The organism is Corallococcus terminator (assembly GCF_003611635.1).
GTDB lineage: Bacteria > Myxococcota > Myxococcia > Myxococcales > Myxococcaceae > Corallococcus > Corallococcus terminator.
Map to the genome: position 1 here is coordinate 40,060 of NZ_RAVZ01000013.1, position 14,530 is coordinate 54,589.

Genomic DNA, 14,530 nt, shown 5'->3' on the forward strand with positions numbered 1-14,530 from the left:
GGGCGGTGACGGACGCCACCGCCCGCGCCGGTCCTTCTGGGACTACTGGACGGTGTAGGACACCGTGCCGCTGCAGCTCCCGTTGGAGTAGCAGCCGGCGCGGATCTGGTAGGTGCCCGCCGTCGTGGCCTTGAAGCTCGCGTAGGACAACGTGCCGCAGGCGTCGTCGTTCGAGGCCGCCTGGGTGGTGCCGTTGTACAGGCGCAGGTACGTGTCACCCGTGCCGGAGGAGCCCGGCACCGTGCAGGTGCCGAACTTGAGGGTCTGCCCGGCGGCCAGGGTGACGTTGTGGTTGACGGTGTTCTGGTTGGCGCTGTTGGTGTTGGTGGCGGTGAAGGTGAACGTCACCGGCGTCGGGGGCGGCGGGTAGCCCGCGCACAGGCGCGTGCTGGTCGACACCGCGCAGTAGTCGTCGATGGCCGGCCGCACGTAGGTGATGTCCTCGCCGCGGCAGCCCGTCTCCGTGCAGGTGTTGACGACGCTGCAGCTCCCGCTGGTCTTGTAGTCGGTCTCGCCGCGCACCAGGATGCCGGCCACCGTGTAGCCGCCGTTCTCGTACACGCCCGAGCCCGAGTTGCCGCCGAACGTGTCCGTGGTGCCCACGAAGTAGTCCAGCGTGCCCGAGCGCGCGTCACGCACCGAGCCGCCCGAGTCGATCTTGAAGGGAATGCCGCTGCCCGAGCCGATGACCGTCACCTTGGTGCCCACGGCCAGCGCGGCGTTGCCCGCGCGAATGGGGGCAGGCGTGAAACGCGGGGTGGCCGGCCGGTCCAGCCGGACGACGGCGAAGTCCAGGTTGCGCCCGCCCACCGTGGCCTGCTGGCGCGCGACAATCGCCTGGCAGGAGAAGATGTCCGCGGTCGTCACCGTCTTCATGGTGCCGGCGGCGGTGCGGTAGAAGTTGAAGACGAAGCGCGTGCTGCTGCAGGCCGACGCGCTGGTGATGCAGTGGCCCGCCGTGAGCACCAGGTCGTCGTCGATGAGCGTACCGGAGCAGAAGGCCGGGGTCAGGTCGTCCAGGAAGCGCTCGGAGGCGCAGAGGTTGTACGCGGAGCGCAGCGTGGACGCGTTGAAGGTGACGTTGTCGGGGTTGGTCGCGTTGAAGTCCGACGGGTTCATCAATGCGACGGTGGACTGCTGAGCGCGGTCGCGCAGCGTGGCATCCGCGTGCGCGTACACGTCCATGCGGTTGTCGGTTCCGTAGACGACGGGCTGCTTCTCCGTACCCACGGGAGTGTTGTCGGTGGGCTCAGCCTCCGGGGCCGGGCCGCAGGCCGCGAGGGAAAGGGTACACAGCAGCGTTGCGAGCAGCGTCCTACAGCCGGAAGTCCGGGGGATTCGCATGTGCTGAACACTCCTTGAGGGTGATGGCCGCCCGCCAGGGGGACGAGCAGAGGGCCGCATGCTCGCGCCAACCATGCACTCTCCGCAACGTGTCCTTAACGCGGAGTCACGGTGGTCCCGGGAGTCCCTTCAGAACACGAGGGGAATGGAAACATGCCGCACAGGGACCGTGGTGCACAATTCCTGCGGGATTGAAATCCATTCCCATTCCCGGGTGCTCCCAACGGCCTCAGAGATCGATGAACTCACAGTCGCGCACGAGGACGTTCATCATCAGTCCTTGGACGCGGCCACGAATACCGATCTTGGTTCCCTTTGAAAGGTTCGCAGCCTTCTTCACCTGCTCGTCGGTGATGAAGCATTGGATCTGCGGGATCTCGAACTGCCGTCCGGTGCCGAGCGTGACGTAGACGGAGTTCATGATGTCCTTCTTGATGTCGTCGACAATGCCCGCGGTCTGGATGACCTGGTCCTTGAAGTTCGAGTCAGCGCGAACCTCGTTGTCCGCGTACTCCGCGAGGAGCGTACGAATCTCCACCAGCTTGGGGGCGGGCTTTTCTTGAGCGGCAGTGGTTCGGCTTGACGCCGTCTCCCCTGATGTCGAGCCCTTCTTCGCCGCGCCGATAGCACCGAGGCACGTCCCGAGGAAGCAGAGCGAAAAGAGCCCTCCCACCACGAAGAGGCTCACCTTGAGCACGGAGGTGCCACGGGGCACGGGCGCCCCACACTTCGGACAAGCCGTTGCATTGCTGGCGACGTCATTTCCGCACTGCTTGCACTTCACCAATGCCATTTCCATTCCCTTGCCGGCGCCTGTCGAATGCCGAGTCGGCTCTGGATCAGGATTGGACTTTCAACTGCTCGACACCATCCCCCGCAAGGAGAGGGTGCGAACGACCCCATGGACGACATAGAGAGGCAACCCACCAGGAGCCACTCGATGAGCAGGTATTTCGTCAAACTGAAGGCCCCCAAGGGCCAGACCGTTCCGCCCTTGCTCGCGCGCTTCGCGAAGTGGCTCGCGAAGCAGGAGTACGGCGCGTTCGGGACCTTCGAACTCATGTCATCGAAGGTGCCTGGCGGGCTGCGCGATGCGTGGTGCTTCCTCTCGCTGCCAGAGGGCTCGCTGCTCGCGCTCGTCTCGACGGTGAAGCCGGCGCCCGTGGTGCTGTTCGATTCGGAGTCGGACGTGCTGAAGGTCGTCGCGCCCAGCCTCGAAGCGTTCCTGCTCGCGCTCGGCGCGGGAAAGACGCGCCTGGACGATCTCGACGAGGGTGACGAGCGCGAGGCACTCGTCGCGTGGCTTTCGAAGGAGAAGGTCCAGGCGCCGAAGCCCGTGAAGTTCAACGTGAAGACGTACCAGCGTGACGCCATGCCCGCGCCCGTGGTGAGCGAGGGCGTGAAGAAGCTCGCGCCCCTTCCTCGCGGGCTGGTGTCGCTGCTCGGCAGGCACGTAAGCGACGCGAAGCTCGCCGCGGACTTGAAGAAGCTGAAGCTGCCGACGAAGCTGCCCAAGACCCAGGGCAAACTGAAGGACCTGAAGCGCGGCATCACCGTCAGTATCGGGCGCGACGGAGTGATCCGCGAGGTGCTGCTCGGCAAGAACTACGACGGTCCGCTCGCGTTCAAGCTGCCCTCGGGCGTGAACGACTTCACGGCGACGAAGCTCCTGGGGAAGCCGACCGGCGAACTCAAGAAGAAGGACGGCGGCAAGATCTGGGAGAAGGTCCTCGATGCCAACCGCGGCATCTACTTCTCACGCAGCCGCGGTCACTTCGACTGGTGGTCGGATCACCGGTTCATCCTCAAGACGAAGTGAGTCCAGACGCCACCGGGAGACCCGCTCCTCCCGGTGGACGTCCATCCCTCAGGGGCAGGCGCTCACGGGCACGACCTTCCAGTGCTGGCCGGAGGCCGATGCGGTCCTGGCCAGCACGGGCGCGGTGTTCCTACCGTCGTTGAGGATGTCCAACGACAGGGCTCCCCCCTGCCCCTGGTTCGTCAGCCAGTAGAAGCCGTTGCCCACGGGCGTCACCTTCCACTGCTGCTCCGCGACGGCGGCCGTCTTCACGAGCAGGGGTCGGTTCGTCGATGTATTGGCCAGTGACAGGTCCGCGCCACGCCACAGGGTGGTCAACCGCCAGGCGCCATTCGCCTCGGGCGTCAGCTTCCACTGCTGCCCCGACGCCGTGGCCGTCTTCATCAGCAGCGGCGTGGTGTTGGTGCCGTCGTTGACGATGTCCAGCGACAGACCATCGCCCTGCCACAGCGTCGTCAGCCGGTAGAAGCACTGCGGATTGAAGGACGGGCCCGGGGGCGCTGTCGGCACCTGCCACACCTTCTGGAGCAGCGCCGTCACGGTGGGGTCCACCTTCGCCAGCTCGTCGCGGTTGAACGGCTGGAAGTCGTTGCGGCCGAAGAAGGCCTCGGTGGTCTCCGCGAAGTACTCGCTCACGTTCGACATGGCGTAGGCGCGCTCGGTCGTCGTGGGCTGGCCCGGACCATTGAAGCGCTGCACCAGGTCATAACCCTTGCTCGCGACCGCGCGGGTGTAGGCCGCCTGGAGCTCCGCGGCCGAACCCGCGAGGACCTGATCCGCGTAGGCGTGCGCCAGCTCGTGCAGCACGAACTGGGGCATCCGCTGCGATTCCGCCTCGAAGACGAGGACGTTCGAGATTTCCACGTTCCGGGCCATCGCCGGGTTGCGGCCGTTGCTGCTCAACCAGGCCGCATTGGGATGGTACTCGGCGCGCGCCGGCTGACCGGCGTATTGCGGGGACAGCCACAGCGACACCTTGCGCAGTTGCGTCACGGGTCCCGCCGGGACGACGCGGACGATCTCCTTCAACTGCGCCGCGAGGAGCACGACGGCCTTGTCCGTCGCGGCCTTGTTGGTCGCCGGCAGGCGGGTGTCGACATTCACCGTCCAGCCTTCGATGTTCTGGGTCTGGTAGGTCGGGGTGGCCGCGGACGCGACGCCGGAGCACGCCATCAGCGGCAGGAGCAGCCGGGTAAGCCAGTGCCTTGGATTCATGTTCTCTTTCAGAGTTCCATGCAGTTGAAAGCGATGGGTTCACGCGCCAGCGCCTGACGGATGCCGCTGTAGACCGCGCCATTCGACGCCAGTCCGATGTGCTCCACGAAGATGAGCGGGCACTGCTCCTGCACGGTGATGTTGCACTTCAGCGACTGGCCCTTCGCGTTCGTGCGGTCGCAGTTGTCCATGCGGCCGTTGGTGGCCGCGTCGGTGAACACGTCGAACTGCTTCAGGTTGTTGATGTTGGTGTAGGCGATGGCGTCGTCCGCGGCCCGGACATTGATTTCCTCCAGGAACGGCCCCGCGCGGAGCTGGTGGCAGATGGGGCTGTCCGTGGGCTGGGAGGTACACCCGACCAGCAGCGCGGCCAGCAGCGGGTCCACATGGGTGCCCTTGTGGGGCGTGCCCAGGCTGATCATGTTCTCCACCTGCTTGTGGCCGAAATCGTGGATGAAGGTGCGGGACGTGATGCCGCCCTGGCTGTGGCCGATCAGGTTGACCTTCTCCGCCCCCGTCTTGAGCAACACCTCCGACACCCGGTTCTTGAGCACCTGCGCGCCCTCGCGGATGTCGATGAGCCCGAAGCCCGGCAGCTCGAAGAACTCCACGTAGTAGCCGTCCGCCCGCAGCCGCGCCTCCAGCAGCAGGTAGAGGAACTCCGACGCCATGGTGCCCCCAACGATGATGACCGGGTTCTTGCGGCTCGTCGGCGCGGGGACCGGCGTCGGCACGGCGGCGGTCGTGATGCCACAGCTCACCACGCTGGCCTTCGCCGTACCGGGGTTGGAGATCAACGGCGGATCCGCGGCCAGGCAGGCCCAGGAGCCGTCCGAGGGCTGCGGACCCTGCTGCACCATGAACTCGGCGTGGATGGAGCCATTGCCGGCCCAGGACAGCTCACAGCCGCCGCCCAGCGCCCTGCCCGGCCCCTTCGCGATGGACTTCGGATAGGCCCCCGTCCCCGGGGTGCCCTGCGTCACCGTGCACTGGAGGCTCGGCTTGGGGGTGACCGCCGTGGGCGCCACGCGGCAGGCGACGAGCGACGCCTCCACCGAGGCGTCCTGCGCGTGGTTCGGCGGATCCGCCGCCTGGCAGTACCAGCCCTGGCCACCCGGCGTGGGGCGGGACACCACCACGTTCTCCGCGTGCACGGAGCCGTTGCCGAAGTGGGACGTGTCACAGCCACCGGAGACGACGGTGTAGCCATCGGTGACGAGCGTCGGCGTGAGCGACACCTCCACGACGGGGTTGCGCAGCAGGCCCCCCGTGCGCTTCGTCAGCGTCGTGCATTGCAGGGGCAGGTTCGCCCCGGCCGCATCGGTGGCCTTGCAGTACGTGACGGACGCCCTCGCCCAGGCCGGATTGGAGACGAACGCGGGGTCCGCGCCCTTGCAGCGCCAGCCGAACTCCCCGTCGGGCGCGTTCTGCACCATCACCGCGGCGTGCACGGACTCCAGGCCGAAGCGAGACACCTCACACCCGCCGCCCACCCGGACGTAGCCCAGGCGCTGCCTGTCCAGCGGCACCGTCGCCACGGCCCTCGGGTTGGGCGTCAATCCCACGGCGGGCACGCGCTCCTGGGATGTCTGGCAATCGAGCGTCCCCTGCGCGGCGGCCGTCGAGCCCAGCAACAGCAGCGCGGTGAACAGCACGGCCTGTCTTTTTGAAAAGGTTGTCATTGGAGAGCCCGCCCTTTCACTTCGCCACTTCGCGCAGCGTGATCTCGTAGACCAGCGTCGCGTTGGGGGGCACCTTGCCGGGAAGTCCCTGGGCGCCGTAGGCCAACTGCGGGGGAACGACGAAGCGGTACTTGCTTCCCAGCGTCATGAGCTGGAAGGCCTCCGTCCAGCCCTTGATGCCGTCGCTGACGCCGATGACGGAGACCTTGCCCTGGGCCGCGGAGCTGTCGAACTCCGCGTTCGTGCCACCGACGATCATGCCCTTGAACTCGAAGACCACCCGGTTCGCCGGGCCGGGGCGTGGGCCTGCGGGCGTGGGCGTCAGCACCTGGTACTGGAGGCCGCTCGCGGTGGTGACCACGCCCGGCATGGCCTTGTGCTTCGCCAGGAAGTCCTGCCCCGCCTTGCCGTACTTCGCCGAGTCCGCCGCGAGCTTCGCCTTGCGGTTCTGGAGCATCGCGTTGCGGCCCCGCTCCCGCGCGGTGGTGAGCTCCACCCCGGTCAGCAGGGAGGGCTTTGCCTCCAGGTTGTCCCGCAGGCCCTGGAGCAGCGCGTTGATGTCCAGGTCCGCGTCGTTGCGCTTGAGCGACTCCGCGACGTCCTGCCCCAGGGCGTAGCTGTCCCGCTCCTTGTCCGTCGCGAGCGGTGTGGCGGCGTGGGCGGCCGCCGCGCTGAAGAGCAGGAAGAAGGCAAGAGGTCTCATGGGCACGAACTCCGGGGTGGTTGAGGCAGAAGGAAGCGCTCCGCCAGGAAGCAGCGGCACCCCGCGCTACATCAATTCACGTGCCAGGGTTTGCGACAGCTCCGCGCGCGGGCCCGCCCCGGAACGGCCTGAAAACAGAGACACATGACACGTCAGGGCCGCCCCTGACGCGTCACGGAAACCCTCGCACGAACTGGTCAACGACGGATGTCGATATTTCCCCGCAACCAATTTGAGGACCCCGTGTTGAAGGACGCCGGAGGTGTTCATGAAAGCAGTCGCGCGGATGTGTTCTGTCGGTTTGTGCTTCATGTTGTTGGCATGTGGAGGCGCGGGGAGTCCGGCGTCGGAAGAGACTCACTCGGGGGTGAGTGCCGGAGCACTCGCGGAGGCGAGTCCGCTGGCACCCGACGCGGGCTCACCGTGGAGCGCGGTGGGCACACTGGTGGCGTCGCGGGCCGCGGCGGCGGGGGTGACGCGGATGGGCATCGCCATCTACGACGCCCAGGACCGCAAGGTGTTTGAACAGATGGTGGGTGACTTCACGCCCGACGAGCGCGTGGCGGTGGCGTCGTCCTCGAAGATGGTGTCCGGCGTCGTCCTCTTCGACGTCATCCGGCAGGGCCTGCTGTCGCTGGACTCCACCACCGGCCAGGTGCTCGGGTGGACCGGGGACAAGGCGGGCATCACCCTGCGCCACCTGCTCTCGTTCACCTCGGGGCTGGAGCCGAACCACCCGTGCACTTCCCGGGTCACCCTCACCCTCCAGGAGTGCGTCGCGCAGATCGCCACCGTGCCGGTGAAGGCCCCGCCGGGCACGCGCTTCGACTACGGCGGCGTACACCTCCAGGTGGCGGCGCGCATGGCGGAGGTGGTGACCAACAAGGGCTGGAACACGCTCTTCACGCAGACGCTGGCGACGCCGCTCGGCCTGCCTTCGGGGGTCACCTACTACACGGCGCCGACGCAGATGCTGGGCACCACCAACCCGCTCATCGCTGGAGGGTTGCGCGCGTCCATGAACGAGTACGCGAAGCTGCTCGCGCTCGTCTTCCACCGGGGGCGCTACGCGGGCCTGGAGAAGGGCACCCTGGCCCTCTTCTCCGCCCAGACGCGAGAGCCCTACCCGTCCGTGACGGTGGGCAACTCCCCGATGCAGGACGTGGGCTATCCCTACCGCTATGGGCTCACGGCGTGGCTGGAGTGCAGCCCCGTGCCCGTCCTGGGATGCCCCAGCATCAGCTCGCCCGGCGCTTTCGGTTGGACGCCCTGGTTGGACCGGGACGCGGGCTACTACGCCATCCTGGGCATGCAGTTGGGCGCCGGGGATGCGACAGGCGGCGTGGTGTCGTTCTCCGTGGACCTGGAGCAGGACCTCAAGCCGCTCATCCGCACGGCGCTCGGAAACTGAGCGCGGCACCGCCCGGGCCGGTGTGCTGGCTCCGGGCGGGAATGAACGCCGGTCCGAGAGTTCACACGGGCCGGCGGAAGTAGTCCCCGAGGTCCGCGGGAAGCTGCGACGCCACCGCCGCCACCTCCTGCTCCGGGATGCGATCGCGCACGGCCGTGAAGACGGCGGCGACCACGCGAGGCGCCTGGTCGACCTTGATCTTCAGATGGTCCGCCACGTCGGACATGAACTCATCGCGGCCGATGCGCCGGGCGCGCGAGGGGCCTCGGTGCACCGAACAGGCGCCCAGGATCTGCCCGATGCCGCCGGTGAGCGCGCGGAAGAGCTTCACGTCCTCACCGTCCGAAAGGCGCCGTGCGAGCGTGCACAGCACCGCGCTCGCGGCCTCCCGGGCATCCAGGCCCTGGCTGTGCATGACCGCGTCGGATTGGATTTCATCCAGGAAGGGCTGGAGCTCCAGCGACTCGTCGCGCTCCTTGACGGGCACGGCGTGGGTGTCCTGCGAGGGATTCTGGGGTGAGGCCATGGGGCATCTCCAAGGGTTCGTGGGCCCGAAGGGGCCAGGGTCCGGGAAGAGGCTGCGCACGTGAGCGGACGTCGGCATCGTCTGGAACTTCCCGGGCCTGGATGCCCGCCCCAGACATGCCCCCGAGGGAGGGCTCAACAGGGAGGCATTGCAGGGTGATGACAAGCGCCACAGGTTAACCCTTCCAGTGCGCGAAGGAGCGACCATGTCGAGACTCGGCGAACCGTTGCAACCCCACACGAGCCTCGTGGGGCGGCGCCTCAAGCGCTTCGGGCCCGCGCTCCTCATCGCGGTCCTGTCGGTGACGGGCCTGATGGCGGCGGACTCCTGTGGCGGCGGCGGAGGCGGAAGCTGCAAGGCCTGCCGTGACGACTGCGCGAACAACGGCATTCCGGCGAGCCAGTGCAACTGCGAGGGTTGCACCCCGCCTTAGGAGGCCACCATGCCTGGACTCGCCACGCGCCTGTTGATCGCGCAGCGCGCATTGGATTCGCTGAAGGCGTCGGGCGCGCCGGAGGTCGACGTCATCGAGGCGAACCTGAAGTGGTACCGGCTGGGCGCGCTGGGTCCGGCGCTCGGGGACTTCGTTCCCTTCGAGAAGACGCCCGGACAGAACGGCGGCCGCTCGCCCTACTACAGCGTCTGGGTGGAGGTCCTCCGGCTCGCGGTCGGAGACCCCACGGACAGCACCCCCGGCGTCGTGCAGACGTTGCGCGCGTTCAAGCAGTTCCAGGAGCAGGTCTCGAAGCTCGTGAAGGACCACGACTTCGATGGGCTCAAGGAACTGAAGGACAGCGGCGGACTGGACAAGGTGCAACTGGCCTCCGCAGACCTGGGCCGGATCATGAAGCGGTTCTCCGACAAGGAGAAGCTGGCGGAGGTCGGCCGGAAGATGGGGCGCAACAGCAAGCCGCCCCTCCTCAATCCCAGCAACCTGATTCCCCCGAAGCAGTGGAACGGCCGTGACTGGTTGCACTGGAAGCAGCCCGGACACTTCGCCTCCACCCTGCGCGCCCGGGCCCTGGCCAGTGGCGACGGTCGCTTCATCGCGTATGCCCTGGGGTGGACGGTCGCCTACGCCGCGCTGGTGTGCGGCACGGGCCTCATGAATTCGCTGGTCGGCTCCAGCTACCGCAACCACTGGTGGCGCACGCGCTTCATCGGGAACTTCGTGGACGCCTGGGTCTGGGGCTTCTACGGCGCGAAGGCGTCCATGGGCCCCACCGACGTGCCCACCCCTGCGTATGCCGCCTGGCCGGGGCTCTGTGACGCGCGGCTGCACGACCTGGTGGACTTCACCGGGGGGCTCGATGCGGAGATTGTCGGGCGGAGCATCGTCGCGGAAGAAGCCCTGCCCCACGTGCTCCCCCCGGCGTTCACGGCCTTCTGGGTGGACGCCTGGACAGCCGCCTACCCCGGACAGGATGCGCCGCTCTTCACGCAGGACCGGCTCCAGGTCGCCTACCTGCTGCTGTGGATCCAGCTCTGGTTCCAGTCCTCCGGCGACGTCATCGGTTGCAACCCGGCGCCCCCGGCCGACCCTCCGGATGCGTGCACGGACAAGACCCCGCCAGCGTGGGTGGACCCAACGCTCATCGATCCCCAGACGAATGCGCCCTTCAAGGCGCCCACGCCGAAGGCCAAGCATGATCCGGACGTGGGAGAGATCATCTCCGGCATCCTTCTGGCATTGGCGGGCGTCGCCTCGTTCTTCCTGGGCGGCGCGGGCTTCGGCGCGGCGGCGCTCGCGGGCGGCATCGGGCTGATAGTCGATGGGGTCAAGACGCTGAACTGGGACGAGTTGGAGTGTCAGCTCCACTGGATCGCGGTCTACCTGTTCAACGGCCTGGATGCGCTGCACAAGCTGACGGTCTTCGCGGGCCTCCAACCTCCAGCTCCCGCGGAGTTCGCGACCGCCACGCAGAAGGTCCAGTTCGCGGACAACCTGCCCCTGTCGTATTTGAGCGCCGGGAGCGTCTGCAAGAGCCGGGGAATGGAAGGACTGCACGTGCCGTGGTCGGGCGCGCTCAGCACCTGGAACACGTATCCAGACACGACCGCGCTCGAAACACCGCTGACGGATGTGTGGCCCTTCGCGGGCCGGTGGCCGTCCGCCATCGTCGACGACGTGGGCGCGAACGCCGCTACGGAGGACATCACCCGCCCTCCTCCCGCCTGGCCCGGGGGCATCCACGGGTCGTTCGGTCCCGCGGTGCAGGCGAGCGTTACGCTCATCCGGAATCCGGGGCGACTGCCGGACTGGAACCTGGACAATGACCGGGGACGCGGCTGGCTGACGTGGGAGCTGGCGAGTCCCTACGCCGACCCCGTGCCCGCGAAGCCGGAAAGCTAGAGGTGGGCTCAATGCCTTCCATGGACGAACACAAGCACGGACGGCATGACCGGTGTCAACTGGAGCCGGTTCCCCAGGGCTGCTGGCTCGTCATTCCCTACAAGGACACCGACGAGGGCGAGCGCCCGGTCCTCGCCGGTGAAACCTTCTGGGAATCCCATTACATCTGGATGGAGGATTCGAGCGGGAAGCCCATCCTCCAGGCCATCGTCGGCCAGCCGGTGCGAGTCTTTGTCCGGATCCGCAATCGCGGGACGCTGACGTCGTTTCCCACGCGCGTCACCTTCGCGTTCGTGGATGCGTCGCTGGGAATCGCCTGGAGCGCGCCCCGGGTCCTCGCCCAGGTGGGGACGAACGTGCCGCCGAACCAACTGGGCCCCGGGGTGATGGACGTGGAGTGCCCCGTGCCCTGGGTTCCCGGGCCCTTCAGCACGCACGCGTGCCTGCTGGTGATGTGTGACGGCGTGTTCATGGACCGGCCGACGGTGCCGTGGAGTGCGGGGTTCGACCGGCACGTGGCCCAGCACAACGTCACCATCGTCCCGGCGGCGCCGGGTTCGACCCTGACGTTCCCGCTCCAGTTCGCGACGGTGCTGGCGGCCACTTCGACCGTGCGATTCGCCGCGCAGGCCGCGTGGGTGGAGGCGAGCGACGCCGAACAGGTGCTGCGCTACGCACCGGGCCGGCGGGGCGTCCGTGGCACCCTGCTCGAACCCGGCATCGTGAAGGAGAGCTTCCGCCCGGGCCGCATCGAAACCGTCGGCGCGCTGGAGCAAGGCCCGCTGGAGTACCGGGCCGAGGCCCACGGGGAGGCCGTGGGGTTCGTGTCCCTGGGCGAACCCCTGGAGTCGCGGCCGAGGGAACTCCAGCGTGTGGACTTCGAGCTCACCGTGCCCTTCGGAGAGGAAGCGCCGTTCCTGCTCGTCCGGCTGGCGCAGGTGGAAGACGGTGTCGTGACGGGCGGCTACACGGGGGTGTTTCAGCTCCGGACGTGAACCCGGATCTCGATCTACGAGGTCCGGAGCCATCCCTGGGCCGTGCCCCAGGGGCTCGACCTCGAGCATCTGGACTGACCCACCACAGGGAGGGTCACTCTCCGCGCCATCGGCCCCACTCTTGGATGAACGTCCTGGCGCGGAGAGAGATTGAAGACGAAACAGAACAAGCGGAAGACGATCGCGCTGCTGGCCCACGACGGAAAGAAGGCCCTGCTCGCCGCGTTCGTCCGCGACCACCGCAGCCGTCTGCGCTGCTTCAACCTCATCGGAACCGGAAACACGGGCCTGCTGGTCCAGTCCGCGGGCCTGGAGATCACGATGAAGCTGTCGGGCCCGCTGGGCGGGGACGCGCAGATCGCCTCGGAGGTCATCGCCGGTCGCTGTGACGCGGTCATCTTCCTGCGCGATCCCCTGGTCTCGCACCCGCATGATCCCGACATCGCCATGCTGATGCGCAACTGCGACGTGCACAACGTTCCGCTCTGCACCAACGTGGCGACCGCCGAGCTCATCCTCAAGGGGATCCGCTGAGTCCGACCGTTCTGTGGCAGTGTCCCGGTGAGGCGCTCCTCACGGGAGCCCCAGGATCCACGATGCCTGATTCCTATTACGTGCTGGGCGTGCAGGACCCCGACGTCGGCGACCGCGCCCGGCTCATCTACACGCGCGACCACCCCCTGCGCAGTTGGATGACGGGAGCGCGTTTCGACCGGCCACCACCTGAACCCATCCCGCTCAAGCTGCGCGGCACCGACGAAGAAGGCTGGGTGCTGGGGGACTTGTGGCTCACGCCCATCACGGTGATGTCCAGGCGCCTGCACGAGGCCCTGCTACGGGCCGGCGTGGACAACCTCGAGACCTATGCCGTGGAGCTGACCGACCCGGAAGCCGGCACGGTCTACCAGGACTTCGTCGCCTTCAACCTCATCGGAAGGGTCGCTGCGGCCGATGCGGGCAGCACCCGGTTCGCACCGGGCACGAAGGAGCGAACGGTCTCCGCCGACATCGACTCCCTGGCCATCGACCCGGCCAGGGCGCTCGGCGCGCGGATGTTCCGGTTGGCTGAGTCGGTGAACGCCATTCTCGTGCATGCGGCGGTGAAGGAAGCGATCGAGTCCGCCGGCATCTCGACGCTCACCTTCCTCGCCCCCGAGGACTGGGCGGGCTGAACGCCCTACCCGTGCGTCACCGGCCGGGACACCTCTGGCGACGGAGGTGTCTCATCCCCGCCCTTGCCCCGGCTCAGCCACCTGCCCAGCCGCGTCTTGTAGCGGTCCGCCACCACGTAGAAGGCGGGCACCACGAGCAGGCTCAACACCGTGGACACCGACAGGCCGCCCAGCACCGCGATGGACATGGGCGCGCGCGTCTCACTGCCCGCGCCCAGGGCCAGCGCCGCGGGCACCGCGGACATCATCGTCGCCGTGGACGTCATCAGGATGGGCCGCAGGCGCACTGGCCCCGCGCGCAACATGGCCTGCATCGCGTCCAGGCCCAGCTCGCGCTGTTGGAGCGCGTAGTCCACCAGGATGATGGAGTTCTTCTTCACGATGCCCATCAGCAGCAGCAGGCCAATCATGCTGAAGATGTTCAGCGTGTTGCCCGTGACGAGCAGCGCGAACGACGCGCCCGCCACCGACAGCGGAAGGATGGTCAGCACCGTCACCGGGTGCAGGAACGAATTGAACTGCGCGCCCAGCACCATGTACGCGACGGCGATGCCCAGGAAGAGCGCGAAGATGAGGCTGCTCATCGAGTCGCGGAACGCCACGCTCGCGCCGCCCGCCACCACGCGGATGCCCCCGGGCAGGTTCTTGCCCAATTGCTCCACCGTGGCCAGCGCCTCCTCCTGGTTGGAGCCCGGCGCCACGTTGGCGAACAGGCTGATGGCCCGCTCGCGGTCGCGACGCGTAATCGCCTGCAACGCGGGCAGCTCCTGCTGCGTCACCAACGACGACAGCGGCACCAGCGTGTTGTTCGCCGTGCGCACCTTGAGCAGCGACAGGTCCTCCGGCCGCGACCGCTGATCCGCCAGCAGCCGCATCCGCACGTCGATGCGTCGCCCGCCGCTGCTGTACTTGCCCACGCGCACGCCGCCCACCAGCGCGTTCACCGTGGAGGCCACCGCCTGGATGGGCACCCCCACGTCCGCCGCGCGCGCACGGTCCGGAGTGATTCGCAGCTCCGGCTGGCCCAACTGGTAGTCCGTGTCCAGGTCCACCACCTTGCCGGACGCCGTGAGCTGATCTCTCAGGGACTGGCTCGCCTCCACCAGCTTGTCCCAGTCCGAACCGCGCACGCTGAACTCCACCGGGAAGCCGCGCTGCGCGGTGAAGCCCGCCTGCGACAGGTCCTGCACCACCGCGCGCAGGCCCGGGTAGCTGTTCAGCTCCTTGCGCAGCACCTGCGCGAACTCCGCCTGGGACATGCGTTCGTCGCGCGGCAACAGCGTCAGGTTCATGTTGCCGGAGTTCACGCT

General features: G+C 67.8%; 14 protein-coding genes. 7 read left to right on the plus strand and 7 right to left on the minus strand.

Going from position 1 to position 14,530, the window contains the following annotated elements; genetic code table 11:
- Window positions 1-42 precede the first annotated feature (42 nt).
- Entirely contained in the window at window positions 43-1,344 is a 1,302-nt protein-coding gene (locus D7V88_RS03665; RefSeq protein ID WP_120539190.1) for a serine protease, read from the minus strand.
- A gap of 229 nt (window positions 1,345-1,573) precedes the next feature.
- Entirely contained in the window at window positions 1,574-2,137 is a 564-nt protein-coding gene (locus D7V88_RS03670; RefSeq protein ID WP_158624987.1) for an OB-fold protein, read from the minus strand.
- A 147-nt stretch (window positions 2,138-2,284) separates the two neighbouring features.
- On the opposite strand from D7V88_RS03670, the gene D7V88_RS03675 reads away from it, so the two are divergent.
- The gene (locus D7V88_RS03675) at window positions 2,285-3,163 is read left to right on the plus strand and encodes an SMI1/KNR4 family protein (protein ID WP_120539192.1); all 879 of its coding nucleotides are present in this window, start codon (window positions 2,285-2,287) and stop codon (window positions 3,161-3,163) included.
- A gap of 48 nt (window positions 3,164-3,211) precedes the next feature.
- Here D7V88_RS03675 and D7V88_RS03680 read toward each other — a convergent pair whose 3' ends face one another.
- Genes D7V88_RS03680 through D7V88_RS03690 form a run of 3 tightly spaced genes read right to left on the minus strand, consistent with a single transcriptional unit; the run spans window position 3,212 to window position 6,763 of the window.
- Window positions 3,212-4,378 carry an RICIN domain-containing protein gene (locus tag D7V88_RS03680; RefSeq protein ID WP_120539193.1) on the minus strand — a complete coding sequence of 389 codons (1,167 nt, stop codon included), beginning with the start codon at window positions 4,376-4,378 and terminating at the stop codon, window positions 3,212-3,214.
- Window positions 4,379-4,386: 8 nt separating this feature from the next.
- Window positions 4,387-6,033 carry an alpha/beta fold hydrolase gene (locus D7V88_RS03685; RefSeq protein ID WP_120539194.1) on the minus strand — a complete coding sequence of 549 codons (1,647 nt, stop codon included), beginning with the start codon at window positions 6,031-6,033 and terminating at the stop codon, window positions 4,387-4,389.
- A 43-nt stretch (window positions 6,034-6,076) separates the two neighbouring features.
- Complete coding sequence (locus tag D7V88_RS03690) at window positions 6,077-6,763, minus strand: FKBP-type peptidyl-prolyl cis-trans isomerase N-terminal domain-containing protein (RefSeq protein ID WP_120539195.1); 687 nt, start codon at window positions 6,761-6,763, stop codon at window positions 6,077-6,079.
- A 367-nt stretch (window positions 6,764-7,130) separates the two neighbouring features.
- On the opposite strand from D7V88_RS03690, the gene D7V88_RS03695 reads away from it, so the two are divergent.
- On the plus strand, window positions 7,131-8,174 hold the full coding sequence (locus D7V88_RS03695; protein WP_244237958.1) for a serine hydrolase domain-containing protein: 1,044 nt from the start codon (window positions 7,131-7,133) through the stop codon (window positions 8,172-8,174).
- A 61-nt stretch (window positions 8,175-8,235) separates the two neighbouring features.
- Here the strand turns inward: D7V88_RS03695 and D7V88_RS03700 are convergent, their stop codons facing one another.
- A complete protein-coding gene (locus tag D7V88_RS03700) occupies window positions 8,236-8,700 on the minus strand; it encodes a DUF2267 domain-containing protein (protein WP_120539197.1) in 465 nt (154 codons plus the stop codon).
- Window positions 8,701-8,905: 205 nt separating this feature from the next.
- Between D7V88_RS03700 and D7V88_RS03705 the strand changes: the two genes are divergently transcribed.
- The 5 genes from D7V88_RS03705 (at window position 8,906) to D7V88_RS03725 (ending at window position 13,220) form a co-directional block, all read left to right on the plus strand.
- Window positions 8,906-9,133: a hypothetical protein gene (locus D7V88_RS03705; protein WP_147448596.1), complete on the plus strand. Its 228-nt coding sequence runs from the start codon at window positions 8,906-8,908 to the stop codon at window positions 9,131-9,133.
- A gap of 9 nt (window positions 9,134-9,142) precedes the next feature.
- The gene (locus D7V88_RS03710; RefSeq protein ID WP_120539199.1) at window positions 9,143-11,053 is read left to right on the plus strand and encodes a hypothetical protein; all 1,911 of its coding nucleotides are present in this window, start codon (window positions 9,143-9,145) and stop codon (window positions 11,051-11,053) included.
- A gap of 20 nt (window positions 11,054-11,073) precedes the next feature.
- The gene (locus D7V88_RS03715) at window positions 11,074-12,048 is read left to right on the plus strand and encodes a hypothetical protein (protein WP_147448597.1); all 975 of its coding nucleotides are present in this window, start codon (window positions 11,074-11,076) and stop codon (window positions 12,046-12,048) included.
- A 150-nt stretch (window positions 12,049-12,198) separates the two neighbouring features.
- Complete coding sequence (locus tag D7V88_RS03720) at window positions 12,199-12,582, plus strand: methylglyoxal synthase (RefSeq protein WP_120539201.1); 384 nt, start codon at window positions 12,199-12,201, stop codon at window positions 12,580-12,582.
- A gap of 62 nt (window positions 12,583-12,644) precedes the next feature.
- The gene (locus tag D7V88_RS03725; RefSeq protein WP_120539202.1) at window positions 12,645-13,220 is read left to right on the plus strand and encodes an imm11 family protein; all 576 of its coding nucleotides are present in this window, start codon (window positions 12,645-12,647) and stop codon (window positions 13,218-13,220) included.
- A 5-nt stretch (window positions 13,221-13,225) separates the two neighbouring features.
- Here the strand turns inward: D7V88_RS03725 and D7V88_RS03730 are convergent.
- Window positions 13,226-14,530 (minus strand): efflux RND transporter permease subunit (locus tag D7V88_RS03730; RefSeq protein ID WP_147448598.1); only part of this gene is annotated, 1,305 nt, incomplete at its 5' end.